At 70.3% G+C, this 25903-nt stretch carries 22 protein-coding genes, 2 tRNA genes and 1 pseudogene; 10 read left to right on the top strand and 15 right to left on the bottom strand.

The annotated features are described in order from the left end of the window. Positions 1-269: 269 nt before the first annotated feature. Entirely contained in the window at positions 270-1490 is a 1221-nt protein-coding gene (locus Ae717Ps2_RS40470) for an NlpC/P60 family protein (RefSeq protein WP_075333761.1), read from the top strand. A 106-nt stretch (positions 1491-1596) separates the two neighbouring features. Here the strand turns inward: Ae717Ps2_RS40470 and Ae717Ps2_RS20095 are convergent, their stop codons facing one another. After that, positions 1597-1929, bottom strand: coding sequence for a hypothetical protein (locus Ae717Ps2_RS20095; protein WP_075333760.1), 333 nt, complete (start codon positions 1927-1929; stop codon positions 1597-1599). Positions 1930-2394: 465 nt separating this feature from the next. On the opposite strand from Ae717Ps2_RS20095, the gene Ae717Ps2_RS20090 reads away from it, so the two are divergent. Further along, on the top strand, positions 2395-4074 hold the full coding sequence (locus Ae717Ps2_RS20090; RefSeq protein ID WP_075333759.1) for an NAD-dependent malic enzyme: 1680 nt from the start codon (positions 2395-2397) through the stop codon (positions 4072-4074). A gap of 131 nt (positions 4075-4205) precedes the next feature. Here Ae717Ps2_RS20090 and Ae717Ps2_RS20085 read toward each other — a convergent pair whose 3' ends face one another. From Ae717Ps2_RS20085 to Ae717Ps2_RS20065, 5 genes are all read right to left on the bottom strand, one after another. Next, the gene (locus Ae717Ps2_RS20085) at positions 4206-4688 is read right to left on the bottom strand and encodes a hypothetical protein (protein WP_075333758.1); all 483 of its coding nucleotides are present in this window, start codon (positions 4686-4688) and stop codon (positions 4206-4208) included. A gap of 195 nt (positions 4689-4883) precedes the next feature. Then, positions 4884-5087: a cold-shock protein gene (locus tag Ae717Ps2_RS20080; protein WP_369804848.1), complete on the bottom strand. Its 204-nt coding sequence runs from the start codon at positions 5085-5087 to the stop codon at positions 4884-4886. A gap of 182 nt (positions 5088-5269) precedes the next feature. Then, positions 5270-5584 (bottom strand): hypothetical protein, encoded by a 315-nt coding sequence (locus Ae717Ps2_RS20075; protein ID WP_198932218.1) that lies wholly within the window; start codon positions 5582-5584, stop codon positions 5270-5272. A gap of 60 nt (positions 5585-5644) precedes the next feature. Beyond that, positions 5645-5989 (bottom strand): DUF4288 domain-containing protein, encoded by a 345-nt coding sequence (locus Ae717Ps2_RS20070; protein WP_075310832.1) that lies wholly within the window; start codon positions 5987-5989, stop codon positions 5645-5647. A gap of 254 nt (positions 5990-6243) precedes the next feature. Continuing rightward, positions 6244-6320 (bottom strand) — tRNA-Pro (locus Ae717Ps2_RS20065). A 144-nt stretch (positions 6321-6464) separates the two neighbouring features. On the opposite strand from Ae717Ps2_RS20065, the gene Ae717Ps2_RS20060 reads away from it, so the two are divergent. The 6 genes and pseudogenes from Ae717Ps2_RS20060 to Ae717Ps2_RS20035 all read left to right on the top strand — a co-directional run bounded on the left by Ae717Ps2_RS20060 (position 6465) and on the right by Ae717Ps2_RS20035 (position 16954). After that, positions 6465-11741, top strand: coding sequence for a glutamate synthase-related protein (locus tag Ae717Ps2_RS20060; protein WP_075310830.1), 5277 nt, complete (start codon positions 6465-6467; stop codon positions 11739-11741). Then, complete coding sequence (locus Ae717Ps2_RS20055; RefSeq protein WP_233147636.1) at positions 11738-13468, top strand: sulfite reductase flavoprotein subunit alpha; 1731 nt, start codon at positions 11738-11740, stop codon at positions 13466-13468. Before Ae717Ps2_RS20060 ends, Ae717Ps2_RS20055 begins: the two co-directional genes overlap by 4 nt. 15 nt (positions 13469-13483) lie before the next feature. Then, positions 13484-14359 (top strand): hypothetical protein, encoded by an 876-nt coding sequence (locus Ae717Ps2_RS20050; protein ID WP_075310828.1) that lies wholly within the window; start codon positions 13484-13486, stop codon positions 14357-14359. A 73-nt stretch (positions 14360-14432) separates the two neighbouring features. After that, a pseudogene (locus tag Ae717Ps2_RS20045) lies at positions 14433-14927 on the top strand (CHRD domain-containing protein); the annotation flags it as partial. Positions 14928-15120: 193 nt separating this feature from the next. Continuing rightward, positions 15121-15720: a sortase domain-bontaining protein gene (locus tag Ae717Ps2_RS20040; RefSeq protein WP_075310824.1), complete on the top strand. Its 600-nt coding sequence runs from the start codon at positions 15121-15123 to the stop codon at positions 15718-15720. Between the two features lie 67 nt (positions 15721-15787). Beyond that, on the top strand, positions 15788-16954 hold the full coding sequence (locus Ae717Ps2_RS20035; protein ID WP_075333756.1) for an FtsW/RodA/SpoVE family cell cycle protein: 1167 nt from the start codon (positions 15788-15790) through the stop codon (positions 16952-16954). Here the strand turns inward: Ae717Ps2_RS20035 and Ae717Ps2_RS38385 are convergent. Both Ae717Ps2_RS38385 and Ae717Ps2_RS20025 read right to left on the bottom strand, forming a co-directional pair. Beyond that, entirely contained in the window at positions 16947-17615 is a 669-nt protein-coding gene (locus Ae717Ps2_RS38385; RefSeq protein ID WP_083702446.1) for a zf-HC2 domain-containing protein, read from the bottom strand. The two genes, Ae717Ps2_RS20035 and Ae717Ps2_RS38385, sit on opposite strands and share 8 nt — an antisense overlap. Next, on the bottom strand, positions 17612-18181 hold the full coding sequence (locus tag Ae717Ps2_RS20025; protein ID WP_075310820.1) for a sigma-70 family RNA polymerase sigma factor: 570 nt from the start codon (positions 18179-18181) through the stop codon (positions 17612-17614). The genes Ae717Ps2_RS38385 and Ae717Ps2_RS20025 overlap by 4 nt, the downstream gene beginning before the upstream one ends. Positions 18182-18301: 120 nt before the next feature. Here Ae717Ps2_RS20025 and Ae717Ps2_RS20020 point away from each other — a divergent pair. Further along, positions 18302-18372, top strand: a tRNA-Gly gene (locus Ae717Ps2_RS20020). Positions 18373-18469: 97 nt separating this feature from the next. After that, complete coding sequence (locus Ae717Ps2_RS20015; protein WP_075333755.1) at positions 18470-18865, top strand: hypothetical protein; 396 nt, start codon at positions 18470-18472, stop codon at positions 18863-18865. Positions 18866-19758: 893 nt separating this feature from the next. Here the strand turns inward: Ae717Ps2_RS20015 and Ae717Ps2_RS20010 are convergent. From Ae717Ps2_RS20010 to Ae717Ps2_RS19980, 7 genes are all read right to left on the bottom strand, one after another. Beyond that, a complete protein-coding gene (locus tag Ae717Ps2_RS20010) occupies positions 19759-20964 on the bottom strand; it encodes a site-specific integrase (RefSeq protein ID WP_233147635.1) in 1206 nt (401 codons plus the stop codon). Beyond that, a complete protein-coding gene (locus Ae717Ps2_RS20005; RefSeq protein ID WP_075296915.1) occupies positions 20961-21179 on the bottom strand; it encodes a helix-turn-helix domain-containing protein in 219 nt (72 codons plus the stop codon). The genes Ae717Ps2_RS20010 and Ae717Ps2_RS20005 overlap by 4 nt, the downstream gene beginning before the upstream one ends. 13 nt (positions 21180-21192) lie before the next feature. Then, a complete protein-coding gene (locus Ae717Ps2_RS20000; RefSeq protein WP_198932217.1) occupies positions 21193-22089 on the bottom strand; it encodes a replication initiator in 897 nt (298 codons plus the stop codon). 38 nt (positions 22090-22127) lie between these two features. Next, positions 22128-23012, bottom strand: a complete 885-nt coding sequence (locus tag Ae717Ps2_RS19995; protein WP_075333032.1) for an IS3 family transposase — start codon at positions 23010-23012, stop codon at positions 22128-22130. Beyond that, a complete protein-coding gene (locus tag Ae717Ps2_RS38380) occupies positions 23009-23296 on the bottom strand; it encodes a transposase (RefSeq protein WP_075333031.1) in 288 nt (95 codons plus the stop codon). Before Ae717Ps2_RS38380 ends, Ae717Ps2_RS19995 begins: the two co-directional genes overlap by 4 nt. Positions 23297-23339: 43 nt before the next feature. After that, the gene (locus Ae717Ps2_RS38375; RefSeq protein WP_369804879.1) at positions 23340-24059 is read right to left on the bottom strand and encodes a replication initiator; all 720 of its coding nucleotides are present in this window, start codon (positions 24057-24059) and stop codon (positions 23340-23342) included. 65 nt (positions 24060-24124) lie between these two features. Then, on the bottom strand, positions 24125-25735 hold the full coding sequence (locus tag Ae717Ps2_RS19980; protein ID WP_075333753.1) for an FtsK/SpoIIIE domain-containing protein: 1611 nt from the start codon (positions 25733-25735) through the stop codon (positions 24125-24127). Between the last annotated feature and the right edge of the window lie 168 nt (positions 25736-25903).

Genomic DNA, 25903 nt, shown 5'->3' with positions numbered 1-25903 from the left:
CGGCCGGACCCGTGGCCGTCCCCGATGGCGGCGGGCGAACGGGGCAGGGGCCGGGGCCTCGGCGTCGCCCCGAGAGATCAGATGGCATCGGGATCTCCGCGACGGCCGTCTGTGTCGGGCTGGTGCTGTGGTCCGTCACCTCGCTGAGCGGGTCGGGGCTGGCTCCACTTCCTGCTGGTGCCGGGAACGGAGGCGGGCCGACAGCATCCGCACCAGCTTCCTCATCTGCCCTCCCCACGTCCGGGGTCGTCGCGGCTCCCCCGGCGGCAGTGCTGCAGTCCGGACCGGCTGCTGTCACGGTCGGCGTCGAGCCCGCGGCGGCCACTACCGCTCTGCCGGATCAGCGCGCGAGGATCGCGGTCGAGGTTGCGATGAAGCAGATCGGGCTGCCGTATGTGTGGGGCGGCAACGGCCCCGAGAACGGGCACCGCGGCTTCGACTGCTCGGGATTGACGACCTTCGCCTATGACAAGGCGGGCGTGGATCTGCCGCGCACCGCCCACACCCAGTTCCGGCACGGCCCCCGCGTTCCGGAGAACACCCCGCTGCAGCCTGGCGACCTGGTCTTCTACGGCACCTACAAGAAGGTGCACCACGTCGGCATGTACATCGGCTCCGGACGGATGGTGAACGCACCGACCTTCGGCAAGCCCGTACAGACCGCCTGGTACCGCTACAACGGCGACGACTACATCGGAGCCACCCGACCCGCTGCGACAGGCAGCGGCGCCCTGCCTGCTGTGCCGGATCCTGCCGTCCCGGAGCTCCCGGACCCGACCATCCCCGACGTCACAGAGTTCCCCGCGCCACCGGCGCCGCCGCTGCCGGCGGTTCCGGATCCGCGGGCGCCGCAGCCACCGCAATCTCTGACGGCGGCCGACAGCCTCCGCTCAGCCGGACCGGTCACACCACGACCGACGACGTCCACCCCGGCCATCGCGATGCCACAGCCGAGATCAGAGGGAGCTCCGACCAGCGGACCGCACTCCGAGGGTGCTCCGGACCCCACGTCGCCGCCGCCCCGGCCAACCCCGGTCAGCCCCACACCCACACCTACACCGACGCCGCCTCCGACGCCGACGACGACCCCGTCACCCCCGTCGTCGACATCGCCGAGTCCGACAGCCCCAGTCACGCCATCACCGGCGCCCCCGGCATCTCGGGCAGTAACCGAGGCGAAGGGGCTGCTCGTCGCAGGCTCGCTGTTGCCGACACCGGCTGTCCCGGTCGATGCAACGGGACTCCCGGCCGAACCCGGGTCATGGGCAGGGTCACGACGGTGGATCGTGCGCCTTGCACTCGAGGCCATCCCCGCCCAGGAGGCCGGCGCTCGACTGACGCTGCGTTTGTCCGACGGAAGCACGCGAGTGTTCACCGTGACGGCCAGCCGCACGTTGAGCACCGACCAGGCCGCCGCCGCAGGTGGTCCGCTCGTCGTTGTGATGCCGACGGGCACTGCGGACAGATGGCAGGTCACGACGGCCAGGTAGGCGGTCCTCGTCGAGGTACACCCGCTGTGCATGGGGCATGGGTTCTGACGATCGCACGATCAACGCAATGGTCGATCTTCTTCGGGTGATCCCGCGGGCTACACGGTCAGGAGCCGCTGTCGGGGGTCCGTCGCCGGATCTCGCGTACGACGACGAGCACGAGTGGCACGGTGCCGATGACGTAGACCAACGTGACCATGAGATCCCACCACTGCGATCCCGCCCCGAGCGCAGTGACGACTGCGTCGGCAGACCACGCGACAGCGAGGCATAACCCGACCCAGGGCACGTAGCAGGGCAAGCCGGGAACGACGGCACGAGCGGAGAATGGGGCCGTCGGCGCTCCGACCAACATCAGCACGGCGCCTGTCAGCTTCAATCCAATGATGCAGCCGTCGAGGGCTGACGAGCCAGGGTCGGCAGTGAGCGCGACCGTCATGCGTGGATGGTCTCGTGGCAGTCTCGCTGCGCACAACAGCGGCGATCCGCGTGGCGCTTTCGGCCTCGACGTTCCGAGCCGGGAGTCCTGGATGGTCCGGGGAGTGCAGGACGGTGTCTCTGAGCAGCGGGGACGCGTCCGCGCGGTGGCGGTCAGCGGGTGTCGTCGGTGGTCGTTCTGGGTAGGTAAGCGTCGTGTTCGATCATGAGGAGGCCCTGTGAGGGGTTGGCCCGCACCTCCCCGGATTCCTCGTCCTGCCCCTCGTCGTGGTGGTGGTTTGCGGGGCGGCGACAGCCTGCCTCTCCTTCGGGTCGGCAGTACTCAGATGCCACCCAGGGCTTCCAGGGCGGTGTCTGGAGTGGATCCATCCATCTCGCCTCGCATGCCGACACCGTGAGGGACACGGTGGTGTCGGATTCTCTGCGCACCGGCATCTCACTCGGTTCACACACCAATGGAGACTGCATGTCGTCCACTCCCATTTCTTTGATCGATCCACTCAAGGATCGGGGTACCGCGTTCACGCCTGCGGAGCGGGTTCGTCTCGGCCTTGTCGGCAGGCTTCCTTCGGCTGTCGAGACCCTGGATCAGCAGGCCGCTCGCTGCTATTCCCAACTGACGGCGTACGAGACGGATCTGCAGAAGTACATCTTCCTGGACCAGCTGCACAACAGGAACGAGGTGGTCTACTATCGGCTCCTCGTCGATCACATGGTCGAGCTGCTCCCGGTCGTGTACGACCCCACGGTCGGAGAGGCCATCAAGAAGTGGTCCAGGGACTACCGCCGCACTCGTGCCGTCTATCTGTCCATCGACCGGGTCGAGGACATCGAGACGTCCTTCGACGGTCTCGGGCTCGGACCGGACGACGTGGACCTGCTCGTCTGTTCTGACGCTGAAGCGATCCTCGGAATCGGGGACTGGGGTGTCAACGGAACCGACATCTCTGTCGGCAAGTTGGCGGTGTACACCGCCGCGGCCGGCATTCACCCGGGCCGGACGATCGCCGTCAATCTCGACTGCGGTACCGATAACCAAAGCCTGCTCAACGATCCGACATATCTGGGCAACCGCCACTCCCGGGTGCGCGGAGAGCGCTACGACGAATTCATTGCCACCTACTTGAAGGTTGCTTCTGACAAGTTCCCCAAAGCACTGCTGCACTTCGAGGATTTCGGGCCGTCTCATGCCCGCCGAATTCTCGTCGACAACGCCGCAAAATACCGGATCTTCAACGATGACATGCAGGGAACGGGCGCCATCGTCGTGGCCGCGGTCATCTCCGGTATGAAGGTCACCGGCCAGACCTTCGCCGACCAGCGCCTGCTGGTCTACGGAGCAGGCACCGCCGGTACCGGCATGGCCGACCAGATCCACGCCGGAATGCTCCGCGCCGGGCTCTCCGACCAGGATGCGAAGGCCCGCATTTGGCTCGTCGACGTCAACGGTCTCGTCACCGACGACCAGCCCGACCTGCCCGACTACCAGAGGGCCTACGCCCGGCCTGCCGCCGAGGTGAAGGGTTGGGACCGGCACGACGGCAAGATCGGCCTGCTCGAGGTCGTCCGCCGGGCGAAGCCGACGATCCTCATCGGTACGTCCACCGACCACGGAGCCTTCACCCGAGAGGTCGTGGAAGCGATGTGCGCTGATGTCGAGCGGCCCATCATCCTGCCGTTGTCGAACCCCACCGAGCGGATCGAGGCGATGCCGGCGGACATCATCCCGTGGAGCGGGGGACGGGCTCTCGTCGCCACCGGTATCCCGGTCGATCCGGTGGAGCACGGCAGCACTCGATATGTCATCGGCCAGGGGAGCAACGCGCTCCTGTATCCCGGTCTCGGCCTGGGTGTCGTCGTCTCTGGCGCCACGCACGTCACCGACGGCATGCTTCTCGCCGCTGCGGAGGCCGTCGCGTCTCAGGTCGACCCCACCTCACCGGGGGCATCCCTGCTCCCGGACGTGGCGAACCTTCGCGCATCCTCGGCCACGGTCGCGGCTGCCGTCGCCCGCCAGGCGGCAACGGACGACGTTGCGACGATCGAGCACGAGGACCTCGTTCAGGCCGTTCAGGACGCCATGTGGCAACCGACCTACGAGAACGACACCGACCTGGCTCCGCGCGGCGAGGCTCCATCGAACTGACGTCGCAGGAGGTGGCGCGCACGATCCTTGGCGTCTGTGCAGACGTGAGTGTGAACTCGTACCGCTACTCTCCGCCTGGCTCGCACGCAGTCGTCCTTGCCTGCTCGGCTCGTCGTCGACGGGCACGCCGGCTATCGGCCTGCGACGGGCACGACAGCGCTGCCCGCGACGACCCGCTCCGGCTCGGGAGGTACCGGGAACGGTGTGAGCTGCAGACCGGCTCCGGAACGGTCCACATACCCGAATGCCACCTGGTCTCCGTCGCGCTGGGCCTGCGGATGAAGTCCGCCGCTCGTTCCGGATGCCTCCGGCCAGCTCTGGTGCAGGTGGTCCATGACCATCTCCTGGATGGCGTCCAGAGCACGGAGCACGGCTTCGGCCGGGATGTCTGTTGCCGTCACTGCATCGCCGGGTACGCCGAGGTCCTTCATCTCGACGACCCGCGGCGACCCCGCTCCCCGATTCGACCAGATCGAGATCTGCGTACCGACCGCCTGCGCGTGGACCCCCTCAGGGACGAGTCCGGCAACCTCGCATGCGACATGGGCCAAGGCCTCGACGGAGACGTGCAGGCGCCACGCGGAGGGCCCGTCGTACTGAAGGTCGGTGCTCACTTAGGTTCTGTCCGAACGCACTCTCGAGACGTGTCAACGGCAGCGTACTGCGCCCCGTTCCTCCAGGACTGTCACATGTCGACCGCCATCGATCCTGTTCAGCTCTTCGACCACGACGATCTACGCCCACGCTGACACCGACGATATCCGCCTCGCGCTCGATGCGATCGAGCGCGAGGCGGGAGGAACCAGGTGTCAGAGCCGTCGTGCGCGGGTCGCGCGGAAACGGAAGCTGTCCTGCTGAGCCGCTTCGTAGTCGAACTCGACCTGGTCGCCCTGCTCGAATGCCTTGTAGCCCTCGGCCTCGATATCGCTGAAGTGGACGAAGGCGTCGAGGCCGTCGGGCAGCTCCGGGCTGCTGATCGCACCCCAGCCCTTCTCGGCCTTGTAGAACTTCACGACCCCGGTTGCCATGCGTCGATCAGAGCAGGTCGGGTCGCCACGGTCCACGCGGTTCCGGGCGCTACTGCTGGATCAACTGCTGCATCCCGACCTTCGCGTCGAGCTTCAACAGTGACAGCGAGTTCGGTCCCTCTCGGGCGAAGAGACCGGCTGCCGCAACTGCGTGATGGGGGCAGCCCTTACTCTGCTGGCGCGGGCGCTGGTCCACTGCCTTGTCGCTCGATCCGTGCTTGTTCGATCAACTCAGGGTAGTTCTCGGCGGCCTGATCGTCATCGAGCTTCCAATGCGCCGTCGACCAGGGGATCGGGCAGGGCGACCTGTGCATCGGGTCGGGGCAGAGCATCAGTTGGATCTTGTCGGTCAGGTCTCTGGCTTGGTCGGCCGTGCAGAACACTCCGATCCTGAGTTCCCACACACCTGTCTGCTCCTGGCCTACCGGCTCCGGTCCTGCATTCATGTCCGTGACTGTGACGATGGTGGCGTAGAACGGCATCAGGGTTCCACCTGGTTCGGTACGGCTGTCTCGAGAGTTCGGGTCAGGGGCCCGCCCTGCTCACTGCCAGAGCTGCTCGCCGTCGCACAGGGGGTCGAACCGCCGGTACGCCGCGATGTCGCGGAAGTGGCGGCTGTACACGTCAACGACTGTCGTTGTGAGGTCGTCGGTCAGAGCCGGGGTGACATCAACGACGTGTAACAGGCGGTCCCTGACCGTCTCCCCCGCGTGGTTCGTGTAGGAGGTCTCGGCTTCGTGCCCGTGTCGTCCGGCAAGATCCTGTGCGTCCTCCAGCGACAGTGCTCGGAGCAGGACGACGTCCTCGCGGTAGAGCGGTCGGTAGCTCGGTACCGACGATGTCGACTCGAACAGCAGAATGGCGACGAACAGCGCTTCGGAGGCCATGTCCGCATAGTCGCTCCGGAGGCTGTCGACCTGCCTCGGGGCGATCCCCGAGGCGCACCCGAGGGTCGTCAGCCACAGCGCGACCGAGACGATGAACGTCCACGGTCACGTGACGCTCGACAGCCAGCGTGATGCCCTCGACCTGCTGAACACCCAGCTCGGGGCCGGTGTCGAGAACGCCGACGAGCACTGAGGTTCCTGTCAGATGCCGCGCTCAACCGCCTCCGGAACGCCGCGCACGGCGACGTTTCCGCTGGTCGGGGTGGCGGGATTTGAACCCACGGCCCCTCGCTCCCAAAGCGAGTGCGCTACCAAGCTGCGCCACACCCCGTCGCCCGCAGTCTAGCCCTGCGCTTGTCCCGCCCGTCCGCCGCCGTCGACGCCGGGTGTGTCCTGCGCGACAGCGACCGGCCGTTGATCCCGCCGCTCCCGCCTTCTTAAGGTAAGCCTTCCCTTACTGAAGGAGGACCGCCACGTGGCACCGTCCGGACTGCACGACCCCACCGCGGAGCACGCGAGCTGCGGCGTCGGGCTGATCGTCCGCAAGGACGGGGTGCAGACCCACGACGTGCTCGCCCTCGCTCATCGTGCCCTCTGCGCCGTGCCGCACCGCGGCGGGATGTCCGCCGAGGGCGTCGGCGACGGCGGCGGGGTCTCGGTGGACCTCTCGGTGTCGTTCTTCTCCCGGCTCGCCGGCCGCGAGCTGACCCCGGGACGGTTCGCCGTCGCGAACGTCTTCCTCCCCGCCGACCCGGAACGCGCCGCGGCGGCCGCGGCGCTGGTCACGCTCACCCTCACCGCGCACGGCTGCACCGTCCTGGCCGTCCGCGACGTGCCGGTCGATCCGTCGGTGCTGCGCCCCGCGGCCGCCGCACAGCAGCTCCCGGTGCGGCAGTGGATCGTCGAGGTCCCCGACGTCGCCGACCCGGAGCGCCTGGCGCACGGCATCCTGCTCGACGTCGAGTCGGTCGCCTACACCGACGAGACCGTCGCCGGCCTCTACCCGCTCAGCCTCTCGACCCGCACCCAGGTCCTCAAGGGACGGCTGAACTCGTGGGAGGTCGTGCCGTACTTCGCCGATCTCACCGACCCCGAGCACCGGGTGCGCAGCCTCTACTTCCACACCCGCTTCTCCACCAACACCGACCCGCACCCGTCGATGGCGCAGCCCTTCCGGCTGCTCGCGCACAACGGCGAGCTCAACACCGACCGCAAGAACCGGATCGCCGACGAGGCGCTCGCCCGCGCCCGGGGCCGCCGGATCGTGCGGCCGCCCGGGCAGTCCGACAGCGCGCGGTTCGACCAGACCCTGCACGCACGTGTGGCGGGCGACGGGCTCGACCTCGTCGCGGCCGTCGTCGCCGCGATGCCCCCGGCCTGGGAGAACGACCGCACGCTGCCCGCGCCGGTGCGTGCGATGCTGGAGTACCGGTCGCTGGTCGAGGAGATCAACGACGGCCCGGCCGCGCTGGTCTTCTCCGACGGGGAGGTCATCGGCGCCCGTCTCGATCGGCTCGGCCTGCGTCCCCTGCGGACCTGCGAGACCGCCGACTACCTGACCGTCTCCTCGGAGGCGGGCCAATTCCCGTTCCCCGACGACGAGGTGCTGCGCCGCGGCCGTATCGAGGCCGGCGGGATGCTGTGGTGGAGCACCCGTGAGCATCGCACCTACGACACCGCGCAGACCCTGGAGCTGCTCGCCGCCCGTGCCGACCACGAGGCCCTCCTGGCCGGGGCGCGGACACCGGCGGCCGAGCTCCCGGCCGCCCCCGGGGCCCCCGAGCAGGCCTGGGGTGACGACCTCACCGTCCACCAGCGCTACGTCGCCTACGGCCTCGACGCCGAGGCGTTCCGCGTCCTGCTCGACCCGATGCTCGACACCGGCACCGAACGCGTCTCCGCCATGGGCTACGGCAACGCCATCAACGCCCTCAGCGACCGCGAGGGCGGCGTCGCGCACTTCTTCTCCCAGCGCTTCGCCCAGGTCACCAACCCGCCGCTGGACCCGATCCGCGAGGCCGACGGCATGACCCTGCGCGTCGCTCTCGGTGCCCGTCCGGTGCACGACGGCCCGTTCCACCGCATCGTCCTCGACTCGCCCGTGCTCGACGCCGACGGGCTCGCCCGCATCGAGGCCCAGCAGGTCGTCCCGGTCGGCCGGTTCGCGCTGCTGCACGAGCCGGGGACGCTGGAGGCCACGGTCGAGGGACTGTGCGCGGAGGTCGTCGCCTTCGCCCGCGACCGCGGTGGCATCGCCGTCCTCGACGACCGCGCCGTCGCCCGCGACCGGGCCGCGGTCCCCGCGGCACTCGCCGTCGCCGCGGTGAACCGTGCTCTGGTCGCGGCCGGTCTGCGCCCCGCGGTCTCGCTGGTCGTCGCGACCGGGCAGGTCTGCTCGGCGCACCACCTCGCCGTCGTCCTGGGGTTCGGGGCCTCGGCCGTGCACCCGCACACCGCGCACCTGCGCGCGGTCCAGCAGCACCCCGACGACCCCGGCGCGGCGTTCGCGCGCTTCCGCGCCGCGGCGGAGAAGTCCCTGCTCAAGACCATGGCCCGGGTCGGGCTGTGCACGATGGAGAGCTACGTCGGCGGCGAGTTCTTCGAGTCCGCCTACCTCGACACCCGCGACCCGGTGCTCGCCCGCTGGCTCCCCGAGGTCGACGCCCCGGTCGGCGGTGCCGGCTTCGCCGACGTCGAGCGCTCGGTCCGCGACTGGCACGCCCGCGCGCTGACCGTCACCGGCCCCGAGGACCTCCCGCAGCTCGGCCTGTTCAAGGAACGCTCCGACGGCGCCGGGCACTCCTACGGCGCCGCCGCCGTCACCGCCTTCACCGGTCTGGTCGACGAACGGACCGGCCTCACCGCGGGCACGGTCGACCGCGAGCTCCGGCTGCTGCCGCTCGCCGCGCTCACCGACTCCCTCGGCCTGCACGACGACGCCTACGTCCACACCGGACTGGGTGCACTCACCGACGCCGAGATCGACGCGTCCGCGCCCACGCCCGGCTACCGCGAGCTCGTCCGGTCCCTCGCCGCCGAGCGCGAACGGCGCCCGTCCGCGTTGCGCGACGTCCTGGTCCTGCCGCCGGACCTGCGCGACGGCGATCCCGCCGCCGCGCTCGACCGCATCGACCCGCACGGCAACGCCTGCATCGCCGTGCGCGGGCTCCGCCGCGACGGCGACCTGCTGCACGTCGACGGCGACGCCGGCCCGCTGGCGTCCTGGCTGACCGAGCGGCTCGGGGTGTCCGTCGAACGCCTCGACCACCGCACCCTGCGGGTGGCCGCGACGGGGACGGCCGCGGACCGGCTGGACCTGCTCGTCACCGCCCCCGACCCGGTCCCGCTGTCGCAGGTACAGCCCGCCTCGGAGATCACTCGCACCCTCGCCTCGGGCGCGATGAGCCACGGCGCCCTCGTCGCCGGGGCGCACGAGGCCGTCGCCCACGGCACCAACATGGTCGGCGGGCTGTCCAACTGCGGCGAGGGCGGCGAGTCCCGCAGCCGGTTCGGCACCATCCGCGGCTCCCGGGTCAAGCAGTTCGCCTCCGGACGGTTCGGGGTGTGGGCGGGCTACCTCGCCGACCCGATGCTCGACCAGGTCGAGATCAAGATCGCGCAGGGGGCCAAGCCCGGCGAGGGCGGCCAGCTGCCCGGTGCCAAGGTGACCGTCGACATCGCCGCCGCCCGCGGCGCGACGCCCGGTGTCGAGCTGGTGTCCCCGCCGCCGCACCACGACACCTACTCCATCGAGGACCTCGCCCAGCTCATCCACGACGCCACCGCGGCGCGGGTGAGGGTCGTGGTCAAGCTGGTGTCCTCGGAGGGCATCGGGACGATCGCCGTCGGCGTCGCGAAGGCCGGTGCGCACGTCATCAACGTCGCCGGCAACACCGGTGGCACCGGCGCCGCCAACGTCACCAGCCTGAAGTTCGCCGGGCGCTCCGCGGAGCTGGGCGTCGCCGAGGTGCACCAGGCGCTGTCCGCGCACGGTCTGCGCGACGCCGTCGAGCTGCGCTGCTCCGGGGCGCACCAGACCGGCGGCGACGTCGTCGTCTCCGCGCTGCTCGGCGCCGACTCCTTCGAGTTCGGGACGACCGCGCTGATGATGCTGCGCTGCGTCATGGCGAAGAACTGCAACGTGAAGTGCCCGGCCGGGATCACCACCGACGCCGACGCCTTCGACGGCGACCCCCGCGCGCTGGCCCAGTACCTGCTCGGCGTCGCCCACGAGGTCCGCGAGATCCTCGCCGGTCTCGGGCTGCGCAGCCTGCGCGAGGCCCGCGGCCGGGCCGACCTGCTGCACCTCGCCCGGCACCCGTCGCTGGTCGGGCGGCTGGACCTGCGCCGCCTGCTGCACCGCGTCATGACCCCGCAGGTCGCCGACCCGGTGCGGGTCGGCGCCCACCACGACCACGACGAGCGGTGGTCGGCCACCGTCCGGGCGGCCCTGGCCCGTGGGGAGTCCGGCGTGGACATCGACGGCGGCGTGCTGGGCAACCGGCACCGGTCCGTGGGCGGGCGCCTCGCCGTCGACGTGGAGCGGATGCTGAACCACGAGCACGTCCCCGGACCGGCACTCGTCGACGACCGCGGCCGCCGGTTCCTGCCGCAGCGGTGGCTGCGGGTCCGCACCCACGGCGCCGCGGGACAGTCGTTCGGGCTGTTCTGCAACGACGGGATGTGGCTCGTCCACACCGGCACCGCCAACGACGGCGTCGGCAAGTCCGCCTGCGGCGGCACCATCGCGGTCCGGTCGCCCGGCACCGTGCACGACGACCGGCCCGGCACCAACGTGCTCGTCGGCAACTTCGCGCTGTTCGGGGCCACCGGCGGCCGGCTGTTCGTGCAGGGCGAGGCGGGGGACCGGTTCGCGGTGCGGAACTCCGGGGCGAGTGCCGTCGTCGAGGGGCTCGGCGACTTCGGCTGCGAGTACATGACCGGCGGGGCCGTGCTGAACCTCGGCGCCGCGGGGTCGGGTCTGGGCAACGGCATGTCCGGCGGGTTCCTCTACCAGTACGACCCGACCGGGACCGTCGGGTTCTCGACCGACTCGGTCGACGTCGCACCGGTCTCGGGGTTCCACACGACCGCCGTCCGGCTGCTGCTGGAGTGGCACGTCGAGGCGACCGGTTCGCCGCTGGCCACCCGGCTGCTCGAGGACTGGGAGCGCGAGCGCGCGCACCTGCTCGTCGCGACCCCGCGGTCGCTGCGGCTCTACCAGGACGCCGGGGAGATCCTCGCCGCCCGCACCCGGCGCGAGCTCGTCGACGAGCTCGCCGCCGCCCTCGCCGCGCACCAGCTGCGCCGGCACAAGCTCGCCCAGCGCGACGGCGTCCCCGTCGCGTCCGGGGTGGTACCCGACGGCGACGCCGGAGAGGAGATGTTCGTCCTGCTCAACGGACTGACCGTGCAGACCGTCGCCGAGGAGGTCGCCGCGCGCCGCGGCGTTCCCGTCCGCACGCTGCTGCTCACCGAGGACCATGCCGTCCGGACGCGGCTGGTGCGCTACGCCCGCGACGCGCTGGCCGGCTACACCGACGACGAGCTCGCCGTACTGGTCTCGGACAAGCGCGTCGGCGACCTCAAGCGCTCCCTCGCCCGGCGCGACGTGTACGGCACCGACAGCCCCGGCACCTACGGCTGGATCCTCGCCCAGGACGCCGCGAACACCGCGCGCCTCGGCCGGATCCCGAGCGTCGAGGAGCTGTTCGCGGCCCGCGCCGCACCGGACCTGGTGGGTGCCCCGTGATCGCGCCGCCGCCCCCGGCCGAGCTGGGCGACCTGGCGATCTCGCCGGACGCCCCGTTCACCGCCGAGCAGCGCATCTGGCTGTCCGGCTACCTCGCGGGCGCCCGCAGCGCCGCCGCACCCGTCCGGAAGGAGTCCGGGATGACCCCGGTGCACGTGCTGTACGGCACCGAGACCGGCAACGCCGAGTACGTCGCCGACCTTCTCACCGAACGCCTCACCGAGGCCGGGGTGCCGTGGGAGCTGCACGAGCTCGACGCGGTCGACGCCGACGCGCTCGCCGCGATGAGCAGGGTGGTCGTCGTCTGCTCCACCTACGGCGACGGCGAGATGCCCGACAACGCCGACCTCTTCCGGAAGATGATCACCGCCGACGACGCGCCACGCCTGGACGCGATGTCGTTCGCGGTGTGCGCGCTGGGCGACGAGTCCTACGAGGACTTCTGCGCGGCCGGGCGGCTGCTCGACACCCGCCTCGCCGAGCTGGGGGCCACCCGCCTCCTGGAACGCCGCGACTGCGACGTGATGTGGGAGGACGCCTCCGCGCAGTGGTTCCCCGAGATCGTCGCCGTGCTGAGCGCCGCGCCCGCCGCGGAGGAGCCCGCACCCGCGCCCGCACCCGTGCCGGAGCCGGCGCGCCGCCGCGAACGCCCCGCCCCGGTGCCCGCCGTGCTCGCCCACCGGGTGCGGCTGTCCGGGCCCGCCTCGGACAAGGAGATCCACCACCACGAGTTCGACCTCACCGGCACCGGCCTGACCTACGCCGCGGGAGACTCGCTCAACGTCGTGCCCGCCAACGATCCCGCGCTCGTCGAGGCGCTCCTCGACCACCTCGGTCACGACGGCGACACCCCGGTCGGTGACCGTCCGCTGCGTGAGCTCCTGACCTGCGCGCACGAGATCGTCACGCCGTCGCGGGACCTGCTCGAGGTGCTCGCCGAGCGGGCCGCCGACGCCGGGCTGCGCGCCGCCCTGCGTGAGGACCGCGCGGGCGCCTTGTGGGACCGCGACCTGCTCGGACTGCTGCACGCCGCACGGGTGCGGCTCGACCCGGAGGAGTTCGTCGGGCTGCTGCGCCCGCTGCAGCACCGGGCGTACTCGATCTCGTCGAGCCCGCTGCTCTTCCCGGACCGGGTGCACCTGACCGTCGCCTCGGTCCGCTACCGGTGCGACGACCGCGCGGTCGGCGGGGTCTGCTCCACCCACCTCGCGGACCGGCTCGCCGTCGGGGACACCGCCGTCGTCTCGCTGCAGCCCAACACCGGGTTCCGGCCACCCGCCGACGACGTCGACATGATCATGATCGGGCCGGGCACGGGTGTCGCCCCGTTCCGCGCGTTCCTGCAGGAACGGGCCGCCCGCGGGGCGCGGGGCCGGAACTGGCTGCTGTTCGGCGACCGCCGCTCCGACCACGACTTCCTCTACCGGTCCGAGCTGCTCGGCTGGGCCTCCGACGGCCTGCTCGCCCACCTCGACCTCGCCTTCTCCCGCGACCAGCCGGAGAAGGTGTACGTCCAGGACCGGATGCGCGAACACGGCGCCCGGCTGTACGCGTGGCTGAAAGAGGGCGCCCACCTCTACGTGTGCGGCGATGCGAGCCGGATGGCCCGCGACGTCGACGCCGCGCTGCACGAGATCCTCGCCGCCCACACGGGGGGCGAGGACGGTGCGGCCGAGTTCGTCGCCGACCTCAAGCGCGGGAAGCGGTACCTGCGTGACGTCTACTGAACCGGAGCGTGCCTCGTGACCCTGCCCCACACCGACCTCGACGTCCTGCTCTCCCACCTCGTCGGCGAGCGGCTCGACCTCGACGCCGGCACGCTGGCGCGGCACCTCCCGCTGCTCGACGAGGTCGTCGCGACCACCGCGAACGGCATCGCCCTGATCAGCGAGCTCGGTACCTACGCCGAGCCGACCTTCACCGGCGAGGCGTTCGGGGTCCGGGCCGACGCGGTGACCCTGCGCCTGTCCCGGCCCGCGGTCGCCGCGGTCGTCGCGACCCGGGCCGACGACGAGCGTCGTGAGCCCGCCGCGCTGTGGCTGTTCGACGGCGACGGCGGGGCCGTGCACCGCACGCACCTGCTGTCGCCCGACGCCCCGCTGGTCACCGAGGTGATGCGGCTGGCCCCGCGTGTCGACGACCCGCCCGTCGTGCCGACGGCGGTTCCCGACGAGCTCGATCACCTCGGGCTGCTCGACGCGCTCACCGACGGCGGCGGCCGGGTCCCCGCCGGGCTCGTCCCGGCCGCCCCGCCGTGCGACGTCGCCCGGGCGGTCGACCTGTTGTGCCTGCTCTGCGAGCACGGGGTCCCGGCCGGGCTGGCCGTGCCGAACGGCGGCTGTCTGCAGGTCGGCACGGGTTCGGTCGACCACGTCGAGACCGCCGACGTCGTCGGCGTGGTGTCGGGTGCGGTGCAGTTCGCGTTCGCCCCCGGCGAGATCGAGGCGGTGCGCCCGGTCCGCACGCACGGCCCGTACGGTCCGATGACGACGGTGCTCCTGACCGGGCCGGACGGCCGCTGCCCCGCCCTGATCGGCCAGTTCGGACTGCCGTCCACCGACGTTGTGACGGCCTGGGAGCGCATGGTCCGGGACGTGCTGCTGCACCCGATCAGGTGAGCGGTGAACGCGGCCGACGCGGTGGTCGTAGAGACGGGCAATCAAGGATGAACCCGTCAGAAAGGACACCGGGATGCGCCGCACCCTGCCCCGCCTCGCCGCCGTCACCGCCGCCACCGCACTCGGCTTCGCCGCGACCGCGGGGATCGCGTTCGCCCAGGAGACCGAGGTCGGGGAGCCGTCGACCTTCACGAGCATGTACACCGTGAGCGCCACCCCGGACACCATCGTCAACAACGACGGGCAGGCCGTCCCCGGTCAGCCCGGCGCGACCGGCGAGTTCAACTTCCGGATCAACTCCGACGACGAGATCATCTGCTACGACATCACCCTGCGCGGCGTCACCGGGGAGTACCAGAGCCCGGCCAAGACCGCGACGCACATCCACGAGGCGGCGCTCGGCAAGCCCGGCCCGCCGCGCCTGGCGTTCCCGAACCCCGAGGGCGACGGCGACGTCCGCACCTCGTCGGGCTGCCTGCAGGGCCCGTTCACCACCGGGCTCGAGGGCCCGAACGGCCAGGACACCGCCACCGGCTTCTCGCTGAAGCAGATCGAGGCGAACCCGGCCGGCTTCACCGGTGACACCCACACCGCCGACTTCGCGGCCGGCACGGTGCGCGGCCAGCTCGCCGCCGTCCCGATGGGCGGCGTCGAGACCGGCGCCGGTGGGTCCTCCTCCGACTCGACCGCGCTCTACGCGGTCGGTGCTGCCGGCCTGGCCGCCGCGGCCGGTGCGGGCGTGCTGATGGCCCGCCGGGGCCGTGCGCAGGGCTGACCGCGCGCGTGACCGGCGCCCGGGAGCCCTGCTGCTCCCGGGCGTCGTCGCGCTGGTGTTCCTGCTCGTGGGGTGCGCGGCACCGCCCGCCCCCACTCCCGCGCCTGCGGTGCCGTCCGCCGGCGCGCCGCCCGGCGCGGTCCCGGCGGCCGCCGGTGTGCCCGTCTCGCTGCACATCCCGGCGATCGGGGTGGACGAGTCGCAGCTGCTCCGGCTCGGCATCGCCGACGACGGCACCGCCGAGGTGCCGCAGGACTACGACCGCGTCGGCTGGTTCGACCGCGGCACCGCGCCCGCCCCGACCGTCCTGCTCGGGCACGTCGACTCACGTGAAGGGCCCGCGGTGTTCATCGACCTGGCCGACCTCGCCCCGGGCGACGTGATCGAGGTCGGTCGCGACGACGGCTCCGTCGACAGCTACGCCGTCGAGCGGACCGAGCAGATGCCCAAGGACGCGTTCCCGACCTTCGCCGTGTTCGGCGGTACGTCACCGGACCAGCTGCGCCTGGTCACCTGTGCGGGCGACTTCGACCGGGAGGCACTCAGCTACCTCGACAACGTGGTCGTGCACGCCCGCGCGCTGTGACCGTTGCCCGACGCGCCGAGACGTCCGGTTCCACTCCGGACACCCGGTCCGGGACCACACTGATCGGGTGACGGTGCCGCGACAGCGCGACCCGCGCCCGACGGGCGCCGCAGCCGGACGCCCCCGGGCGTCGCGGCTCGCCCGGCTGCGCCGCGTCCCGCCGCTGCACCTGCTGCTCGGGGCGACGGGCGTGCTGCTCGCGGTCGGCGTCGTGATGGTGCTGTCGGCCTCGGCGGGCGGGCGGACCGTCGCGGACGGGATGGTGCTGACCGTCTTCGTCCGCCACCTGATCTTCCTGCTGCTCGGGGCCGGCGCGTTCGCGCTCGGGATGTGGGTGTCACCGGCCGGGCTGCGACGGTGGACGCCGTGGCTGCTGTTCGCCTGTCTCGCCGCGCTGGTGCTCGTGCTGGTCCCGGGCATCGGCGAGGTCCGCGGCGGTGCGCGCCGGTGGATCTCGGTCGCCGGGTTCACCGTGCAGCCGGGCGAGGCGGCCAAGGTCGTGCTCCTGCTGTGGGGCGCGCACGTGCTGGCCCTGCGCGGCCGTGCCGTGCGCCGGGGCCGCTACGCCGTCCTCCCACTGGTCCCGATCGCGTTGCTGGCGGCGGCGCTGCTCATGCTGCAACCCGCGCTCAGCACGACGGTGGCGCTCGGTGTCATCGTGCTGTCGCTGCTGTTCTTCGCCGGAGCGCCGCTGCTGCTGCTCGGCGGCATGTCCGTCGGGGCGCTGCTCGGCGTCGCCGTCCTGGGGCTCACCGCCGACTACCGCCGCGACCGGATCAGCACGTTCCTCGGCGCGGGCGACGAGCTCGGCGCCGGCTACCAGTCCCGCCAGGCGCTGCTGTCCCTCGCCGACGGCGGCCTGTTCGGCACCGGCCTCGGGCAGGGCCGCGCGAAGTGGGACTACCTGCCCAACGCCGCGAACGACTTCATCTTCGCCGTCATCGGCGAGGAGCTCGGGCTGGTCGGCGGGCTCGCCGTGCTGGCGCTGTACCTGCTGCTCGCCTGGGTCGGGCTGCGCGTCGCCGTTCGCACCCGGGATCCGTTCCTGCGGCTGGTGACGGCGGCGACCGTGACCTGGGTCGTCGTGCAGGCCGTGATGAACGTCGGCTACGTCGTCGGTCTGCTCCCGGTGACCGGCCAGCAGCTGCCGCTGGTGTCCGCGGGCGGGACGGCGCTGGTCAGCACCCTGTTCCTGCTCGGGCTGGTCGCCAACGCCGCCCGCCGGGTCAGGTAGCCAGGCTGCCGCGCAGCACCGTGGCCCCGGCGCCGTCGACGACCCGGAACTGCTCCGCGTCGGCCCGCAGCACCGAGGAGTTGAGGTTGCAGACCATCGGCGACGCGCCGGTCCCGATGAACTCGCCCGCGCTCACCTCGCGCCCGTCCTCGGCCTCGACGACGACGCGGTAGGTCGCACCGGAGCGGAACCCGTCGCCGTCGAGCACGATCTCGACGCCCCAGGTGTGCGGGATCGCGACCGCCGTGGCCCGCACCGCGGGGTCCATCGCCTGGACCGCGACCGGCTCGCGCGGAATGCCGTCGTGGTCGCCGACCAGGTAGCCGCCGACGCCGCCGACGAGCAGCGCGGCCGCGGCCGCCGCGGCGACCGGTGCCCACCGGCTCCGTGACCGGCCCGCGGTGGACGCCGGGCGCTCGGCCCGCGCCGCCGCGACGATCCGGTCACCCAGGTCCGGCGGGGGAGCGGGGGTGTGGTCGAGCTGGTCCGGATCGACCCGGCCCAGCGCGGGCAGCACACTCGCGACCTCGGCCAGCTCCTTGCGGCACGCCGGGCAGCCCTGCAGGTGGGCCTCGAGGGTCGCCAGCTCGTCGCCCTCCAGCCGGCCCATCGCGTGGTCGCCCAGCGACTCCCGCATCGCCCGGTGCTCGTCCGGAGTCACGGTTCCACCCCCATCTCGTCCATCGCCAGTCGCAACGCCTTCAGCCCGTAGAAGACCCGGCTCCGGATCGTCCCCAGGGGAACCCCCGCCTCCGCCGCGATCTCGGCGTGCGGGCGGCCCCGCAGGTACGCCTCGACGATCGCCTGCCGGTGCTCCGGACGGAGCCGCCGCAACGCCTCCTCGACCAGCCAGCCGTCGACGAGCGCGTCGTCGGCAGGGCCGACGGAGTCGTTCCCGGGGTCGGGCTCGTCGGTGAGCCTGCGTCGCCAGGGCCGCGCCGCGACCCTACGGATCTCGTCGATCACCACGTTGCGGGCGATGGCGAACAACCACACCCGCAGGCTGGCGATCGACGGGTCGTAGGAGTCGGCGCGACGCCAGGCGCGCAGGAAGACCTCCTGCACGGACTCCTGGGCCGCGCCCTCGTCGCCGAGCTGACGCAGGGCGTAGCGGTAGAGCTCGGCTCCGTGCGCCGTGTACGCGGCCCGGAGCCCCTGCTCGGTGTCGAGCCCGGGTTCTGCGGCGCGCGCGTCGACGGAGCGCAGCCTGCGGTGGGGCGCCTTCATCGGTGTCTGCGAACCTCCTGAACGTCCCTGTGGCCGGTGTGTACGTACCCGGGGGCGGGGATGTTCACGGGGCCGGTGTGGGATACGCTGTGGAGGTCCTGATCGGTGAGATCGGGGCATGCGGGCGTAGCTCAATGGTAGAGCCCCAGTCTTCCAAACTGGCTACGCGGGTTCGATTCCCGTCGCCCGCTCACGCCGCACGACAGGCCGAAACACCAGCCCTAGTCGATCTTGAAGAGAGGTCGGGCAGGGACGTGCGACCGGTGTGCAAGGAGAGAAGGGGCGCCGATGTCTCGACCGAAGGTCGGGTCTGCGGCGTTGCTGCTGGCGCTCGGGGTGGTGGGGTCTCTCGTTGCTGGCTGTCAGAAACCCCTCGAGGATGTCGAATGGTGCGCGATCACCCAGGCTGACCTGACTGCACACGGCGTCGGCTGGCCTGTGGCGAATCAAGTCTTGACCCCGATCCAGCTTCACTCCATCCCCTCGATGATGGAAGGAGGAGCGCTAAATTTGAAGAACGGGGATCTGAAAGTTGCAGTTGAGGCGTGGGTGGCTAGCTACAAGGTGGTGCTGCCGTATCTTGCTGTAGATGATCCGAAAGGATTCGACGTTCAAGTCGACGAGGGGGTCAAGCTGCAGCTCCATTACGCCAACACGGCGATCACCAATATTTGCCAGTGGTGATGCGTCGCGACGCCTATTTGCGCCTGTTTAGTATTCATCCACTCTATGGGGGAGGTAATCAGTGAGGCGTTCTATCGGACTGGCCCTGGCTGTTGTATTCGCAACGGTGGGACTGGCTCATCCGGCACTCGCCAGTGAACCGGGTCCTGACGAGAACTATCTGGACGAACTTCAGCGTATTGCGGGGCGGAGTGCTGCGTATCAACCATATCACGACGCTGACCCTCGATCGGCTCAACCGATGGCGACCCTAGATCCGTTCCAATGCACATTATATCCATCGGTCGTTCATCCCCGAACCTCTGCAGGCAAGAAGTCCGTCGGAGCTAAGCCATACACAAGTTGCAAAGCCGGCAGGCCGACAATTATTTCACAGACGAGCACTCTCTACATCGTGGAGTGGGCCGGCCTGCGCTACAAGCAGGTGGACAGGAAGACGGGAACGTCCCGCGGGGTAGCATCGCTCACGCAGAAGAATATTGAGTTCTACTGCAAGAACAATAATACTTCGAGGTTCCAGCAGGAGACAAAGGGGTACTCCGTTCAGCTCGGTCGCACCTACCAGTCAGCTGTAATTACTCCCCGAGTAGACTTGCCCTGTGGCTACTAGTGCCGCGATGAAACGGACGGTCTGGATTGTTCTCGAGGAGGGTGTCGAATCCTGTCGAATCCTCGGAGTTTTTCGCGACAGCGCGGCTGCCGATGAATTTATGATGCGCAAAGGCCGAGAATTTCCTGAGTCAACATTCTCCTACGGTGAATACGAAATTGGGTGGACTGAAGATCAAGGGGCGCAGCGATATCGCTCCGCTGACTGAGACGTTCTCTTCGGAATGATGCGCACGTGCTCGATGGAGAATATGGTAGCCGAGGGCTGACCGCGTGGACAAGGATCAGGTATCGAGCGCGTCGTGGACTCCTGCGTTTTGTTCGTTGCGGCCGATGATAGGGCCTTGGCGGCCATGGTGGTGGCGTTCGCGGTCGACCAGCGTGGCGATCTGGGTGGCGATGCGGCGGTCGCGTTCGGTGGTGGCGTGTTGGTAGATAAGTGCGGCGCGCATGGTGCCGTGGCCCATGCGGTGCATGAGTTCACGGGTGCTGGCTCCGGCGGTGGCGGCGAGGTGGTTACCGGTGTGGCGCAGGTCGTGGAAGTGGAACCCGGCCGGTAGCCCGGTCTTGATGATGGTGATGGGCCAGTTGGTCGCGCGTCCGAAGTTCCCGCGTCGGAGCATGCCGCCGCGTTGTCCGCAGAAGATCAGCCCATCCGGCGGTGGGCCGGAGTAGGCGGCGATGTGGTTGTCGAGGGCCGCGACGAGGAACGAGGGGAGCGCGATGGTGCGGATCCCTGCGGTGGACTTGGGTGGTCCGGGGCGGAGTCCGCCTCGGCTGAGTTGGGCCAGGCGTCGCCGGACGTGGAGGGTGGCGCTGTCCAGGTCGAGGTCGCAGCGGCGGAGCCCGGCCAGTTCTCCCCAGCGTAGGCCGGTGAACGCGGCGGACAGGACCAGGGCATGGAAGCGCGGAGGCATCGCGTCGGCGAGGTCGAAGACCTGGGTGATGGTGGCGGTGGGCCGTTCGGGGGTGCGGTGTTCACCGGCGCCTTTGATGCGGCAGGGGTTGCGTGTGATGCGGCCGTCGTCGACAGCGGTGGTGCAGATCGCGCGGACCAGGCGGTAGGCCTTCGCGGTGCGGTCTTCGGATCGTCCGGCGGCGAGCAGGGTGGTACGCCAGGTGCGGATGACCGCAGGGCTGAGCTCGGCGAGGTTGATCGGGCCGAGGAACGGGTCGATGTGGTGTCGCCAGATGCTGCGGTACTCCTCTCTGGTGCGGGCGCTGATCTTGTGTTCGGTGATCCACTGGTCGCCGTAATCGCTGAAGAGGGCCTCGCCGAGAGCAGGGTCGAGCCATTCGCGGCGCAGCATCTGGCTCTCGACGAGGATGAGCCACTGGTCGGCGTCGCCTTTACGGTCGAACGTCTCCGGTGCGGTCTGGCGGTGCCCGCTGTGGGTGAGGTAGCTGGCCTGGTAACGCCCGGAGGGCAGGCGGCGGATGGAACCGAACCGACGTCGCTTTGTCGAGCAACTCTTTTGCCTCGTCATCATCGGCCTCCTCGGTGGTGCCGGGGCCGGTGTCGGTGGCGGGGGAACGGTTCGACTCGTCCTTCGGCGAGCCAGGTGTCGAGGTCGGTCACAGCGAAGCGGACATGTCGTCCGACGCGGTGGAATGCGATCCGCCGGGCTGCGACGAGGCGCCGCACGAACCGCGGGGAGGTGTTCAGGTACTGCGCGGTCTCGGCCACGGTCAGGTACTGCTCCATCGACCGGCCCCTCCTACGCGGCTTGATCGGTAGTTGTCGAACGCTCGTCAGGTGGTGCGTTGCTGGTGGCGAGGAGGGCGGCGTCGTAGTCGGCTCGCCATCGTTGGCGTTGGTGGATGGCGTGCAGGAGCAGGACGGGGCGGGGTGGGACGTCGCTGTCACCGGGGCGTACGGGTTCCCAGTCGAAGGGCCCGTCATCGATCGCGTAAGCGGGTTTCACTCCGGCCTGGTCGAGGAGTTGCCGAACGAACGCCGTCCGTTCCGCGCGGTGGTCGGACAGGGACTTGTTGGACCATTTTCGGGAGACGAGGACGCGGCGTCCGGCGATGCCGAGGTGCTCGGGCTTGTGTGCCTTGCCCTTGCAATGCCCTGGCGTCGTCCCCGGCCGGGCGCCCTTGGGTTCGATCCCGTAGAGCAGCCAGATCGGGCAGCGCGGCGAGCACGGCGTGATCGCGAGTTCGGCGGCGAGGCGGCGGGCGTGCTCGCGCTGCCGTGACGTGGCGGACTCGTCGACGCCGGCGGCTTGCCCGACGCTCTTGGTGAGGTACTTGGTCAGGTAACCGATGTGCCGTCCGGCTTCTTCGGTGCCGCCGAGGATTCCCTTGACGTGGACCTGCGGCCCGAACACCACCGTGTGCGCCGGAGCCGCGAGGGCGTCGGGGTCGGTGGCCTCGTCCCAGGTGGGCAGCGGTGCCCGGGTGTCGGGGTCGACGAACGCCTTGTGGTGGTGGTCCCAGCGGGGGAGCCGGTCCCCGCTGTAGACGAGTTCGTCGTGGGCGGGCCACCAGACCTGGTGGTAGGTCGCGGCGGTGATCGCTCGGAGTTCGGAGCGGGGGATGGTGCCGCGGATGGCGGCGTGGAAATGGGGTGCTCCGCGTTTCTGGGGTTCGACGGTGCCGAAGTACTGCACGTCCCAACTGGAGTGTTCCCGATTTCTTTGACGCCGGTTTAGGCTGCCAAGTCGGTTATTTTCCTGAATCCTAGCTCGTATTCGGTGGGTGTCAAGTATCCGAGGGTGGAGTGCCGTCTGCGACGGTTGTAGTAGCTCTCGATCCACGCGAATGTCTGCTGTCGGACCTCGGTGACGTCGTTCCATGGCCGGGTGTGGATGAGTTCTTTCTTGTAGCTGGCGAAGAACGACTCGGCGACGGCGTTGTCGAAGCAGGTGGCGCGTCGGCCCATCGATCGGGCCACATTGTTGGCGGCGCAGAAGTCGGTGAACTCCCGGCTCGTGTATTGCGTCCCGCGGTCGCTGTGCATGATCACTCCGGCTGGTGGGCGGCGGGTGAGCAGGGCGGCGGCGAGGGCCTCGATGATCAGGTTGGTGCGCAGGTGGTCGGCCACGGCGTAGCCGACGACCTTGCGGGAGTGCAGGTCGATCACGGTGGCGAGGTAGGCCCAGCCGTCGACCGTCTGGATGTAGGTGATGTCGCCGCACCAGCGGGTGTCGGGAGCCTCGGCGGTGAAGTCACGCCCGATCAGGTCCGGGGCGTCGATCGGGCGTAGACCTGCGACGGTCGTCTTGCGCCAGGTGTGAGGGTGGCGGCCTTGCAGGCCGGCGGCGCGCATGAGCCGCCAGACCCGCTTGCGGGCGGTCCGGTGGCCGCGAGCGACCAGCTCGGCCCACACCCGGCGCACGCCGGGGTCACCGCGCAGGTCGTGGTGGATCTCTCGGATCGTGTCGGTGAGCTCGGCGTCGGTGCGTTCCCGCTGGCTGGGTCCGGTCTTGAGCCACCGGTAGTAGCCCTGTCGGGCCACGCCGAGCTGGGCGCACATGAACGTGACCGGATACTCGCCCTCGGTTGCCCAGTCCGCGATCGCCGCGTATTTCACGGCTGTTCTTTCGCGAACCAGGTCGCTACTTTTTTTGCGAAGTCCCGCTCCATTCGCAGGGTCGTGTTCTCCTTGCGGAGCCGTTCCAGCTCGGCCCGCTCCGGTTCGGACAGGTCCGTGTCCGGGACCTGCCCGGATTCGCGTGCTTTCTTCACCCACTTGCCTAACGTCATCTCGTGGACGCCGATACTCTTCGCTACCTCGGCGATTGTTCGGCCGGAATCGAGGACAAGACTGACGGCCTGGTCCTTATACTCCTGGGTGAAATGGCGGCGTGTCGCCACGCGATCCCCTCCGCTGCGATCAGCGGCAGTCTACGACCGGTGTCTACAAGATCGGGAACGGTCCACAACCCACACAGCGCCGCGTGTTCTGCCAGAACCGGTCGAGCAGTTTCGGGAAGTGGATCGCATCCCGGGCGGCGCGGCGGTAGTCGTAGGTGTCGGGGTCGAGGGCGGCGCCGTGGCCGTCGACGCGGCCGTAGGTGTCGAGGGTGAGGGTGAGGAACGTGGAGGGCCGGTACTTCCCGCCGAAGACCCGGCCCACGGTGCGGTCCTCCACCGGGCGGCGTGGGAGGTTGGGTGCGTCCTGGCGTCGGCGGGTGGAGCGGCGCACGGTCTGGGGTGTCGGGTCGAGAGGGGCGAGGCGGCCCCGGACACCGAGAGCGCGGAGTTCGGTGTCGATGTCCTCGACGATCTCGCGGATCTCAGCGCACTCGGCTTCGGCACCTGCGGCGAGACAGTCGGTGTAGGCGGCGTGGAAGTCCGCGCGGGCGGCCATCAACTCTTTCTGCGCGTCGGTCGGGTCAGCCGGTTTCACGATGGGTTCGTTGTCGAGGTGCCAGCCTTCGCGGCACTGGACCATGCGTAGCCGTCGGGCTTTGTCCGCGCACGGGCGGCACTGATCCTCCCGTGTCGACCTGCACGGCACCGGGACGACCTCGACCCGGCCGCTGGACTGGTCGATCCGCCGCATCGCCAGAGGGCGGACACACACCCCGTGGTCTGCGGCGAGCTGGACCGCGACATCGTCGGACAGAGCGAGCATCGCCTTCTGCGCCCGGCTGAGCGTGTCCTGATCGACCGGCTCCCGACTCGCTGTGTCGGTGGGGGTCATGCGGCGTCTCCGATCTCGCGGTGGGCCTCGGGCAGGGTGTCGGTGGGCGCGGGCAGGGTGAGTACCGGTGCCGCCATATCTGCGGGCGGGGCAGTGCGGGTGACGAACGTTTCGAGGTCTTTCACCGCGCCGTCGGACACCCACCCGGCCCGGACACGCAGGGGTTCACGGATGCCGTCGCCGAACAGATAACCCACGCCGGGTTCGTCTTCACCGATCCGGTTCGCCCACGCACCACGGTCGTAGGCCTGATCCCCCAGCACCATCGACACGTGGGACTTCGACGCCACGCGCAGGCAGATCCGGCGGGGGAACAACTCCCGCACCGGGACGGTGTCCTTCGTCGGTTCCTGCACATACCCGCGCACCGTGAACCCCAGAGCGCGGCCCTGGGTCGTCAACAGGGCGACGCGGTCGGTGATCGCCTCGCGGGTCTTGCGGTCCCCGCCGTAACGCAGCAGCGCACCGATCTCGTCGAACTCTACAATCTCCAACGGCGTCTCCGTCGTGATCGGGACCAGGCGGGTCGCACCGGCGTAGGCGCGTTTACGGGCTTCCATCTGCTCGACGAGGTCATCGAGCAGGGCGAGTGCGTCTTTCGAGGTGACGGCGTAGCGGTGGAACACCCCGCGTCCGTAGGCCAGCTCCATCCCCTTGGGGTCGATCCCGTTGACCCGCACCAGACCGTCACGGATCGCGGGGGCGACCGAGACCAGCGGCGCCCACATCAACGACCCCTTCCCCGCCCCCGTAGCCCCCGCAACCAGGGTGTGACCGCCGATCAACGACTGCCACCAATCCGTGCCGTACTCGGTGCGCCCCGACCAGACCTTCCCCAGATCAACCGCAGCCCCGTCGATCCCGGACAGCGTCTCGACCCCTGGCGAACGAACCAGGACATCGAGGAGGTTGCGGCGTTGGAAATCGATCGACACCACATTCGGGGCGACCTCCCGGACCTGGCAGCGGCGCACACCCCGGGCCACCGCCAGAGCGCGGGTCGCGGTGTCGAACTCTTCGGGGGTCTGCCCCGCCACCAGCCGAACCCGGACCTCGTCCCACGACGGCCCCGACCGGACCCCCACGATCCGAGGGAGCTGATCGGCCACCGGCCGCGACCGCGACACCACCGGGGTCCGACGCAACGGATTCACCTGCGCCACCGCCGGCCCCACCCGGTCAGGGACCGTGAGGTTGCACGAACGCAGCCAGCGGGGCATCCGAGGGGCATAGACCGTCCAGCGCAGCCACCACGCCCGCAACCGTCGCCCGGCCCCGCGGTCGAACGACACCACCGAGACCCACCACCACACCGACAACACCAGCACCGCCGCAACAACAGTGCCCAGCAGCGACGGCCAGCCCCACAGCCAGCACCACCCGACGACCCCGACCGTCGTGATCGTGGTACGCCAATGCCGGACCACCCACACCGCGACGATCACCGTGGCCTTGCCCACCAGCCACACGGTGACGAACACGACCGCGATCGTCGCCACCCCCTCAGCGATCCGACCGAAGAACTGCCCCAACCAGTGCAGACCAGCCAGCGCCACCAGCGCCACCAACCCGGCCAGGACCAGAGCACCCGCCGTCGTCGTTGTCATCGCCGGTCCCCGTCCCACCCCGGGGAACGACGCGGCCCACACACCACCGGCGCCGGGACCAACGCGAGCTGCCCGCGATGATCACCACACCGCCGCGGCGCCGACGCCACTTCATCCAGCGGGGTCAGACACACCTCACACCACACCGCACGCTCCCCGCCATCGATG

The organism is Pseudonocardia sp. Ae717_Ps2, assembly GCF_001932475.1.
GTDB lineage: Bacteria > Actinomycetota > Actinomycetes > Mycobacteriales > Pseudonocardiaceae > Pseudonocardia.
This window is presented reverse-complemented; position numbering and strand designations above follow the sequence as displayed.

Excerpts from the sequence above, each read along its gene's own strand:
- Ae717Ps2_RS20005 (WP_075296915.1), bottom strand. The coding sequence starts at position 21,179 with ATGGAGCAGTACCTGACCGTGGCCGAGACCGCGCAGTACCTGAACACC.
- Ae717Ps2_RS20075 (WP_198932218.1), bottom strand. The coding sequence starts at position 5,584 with ATGCCGTTCTACGCCACCATCGTCACAGTCACGGACATGAATGCAGGA.
- Ae717Ps2_RS38375 (WP_369804879.1), bottom strand. The coding sequence starts at position 24,059 with ATGCTCGCTCTGTCCGACGATGTCGCGGTCCAGCTCGCCGCAGACCAC.
- Ae717Ps2_RS20015 (WP_075333755.1), top strand. The coding sequence starts at position 18,470 with ATGTCTCGACCGAAGGTCGGGTCTGCGGCGTTGCTGCTGGCGCTCGGG.
- Ae717Ps2_RS20090 (WP_075333759.1), top strand. The coding sequence starts at position 2,395 with ATGTCGTCCACTCCCATTTCTTTGATCGATCCACTCAAGGATCGGGGT.
- Ae717Ps2_RS20025 (WP_075310820.1), bottom strand. The coding sequence starts at position 18,181 with ATGAAGGCGCCCCACCGCAGGCTGCGCTCCGTCGACGCGCGCGCCGCA.
- Ae717Ps2_RS20070 (WP_075310832.1), bottom strand. The coding sequence starts at position 5,989 with ATGGCCTCCGAAGCGCTGTTCGTCGCCATTCTGCTGTTCGAGTCGACA.
- Ae717Ps2_RS20010 (WP_233147635.1), bottom strand. The coding sequence starts at position 20,964 with ATGATGACGAGGCAAAAGAGTTGCTCGACAAAGCGACGTCGGTTCGGT.
- Ae717Ps2_RS20095 (WP_075333760.1), bottom strand. The coding sequence starts at position 1,929 with ATGACGGTCGCGCTCACTGCCGACCCTGGCTCGTCAGCCCTCGACGGC.
- Ae717Ps2_RS19980 (WP_075333753.1), bottom strand. The coding sequence starts at position 25,735 with ATGACAACGACGACGGCGGGTGCTCTGGTCCTGGCCGGGTTGGTGGCG.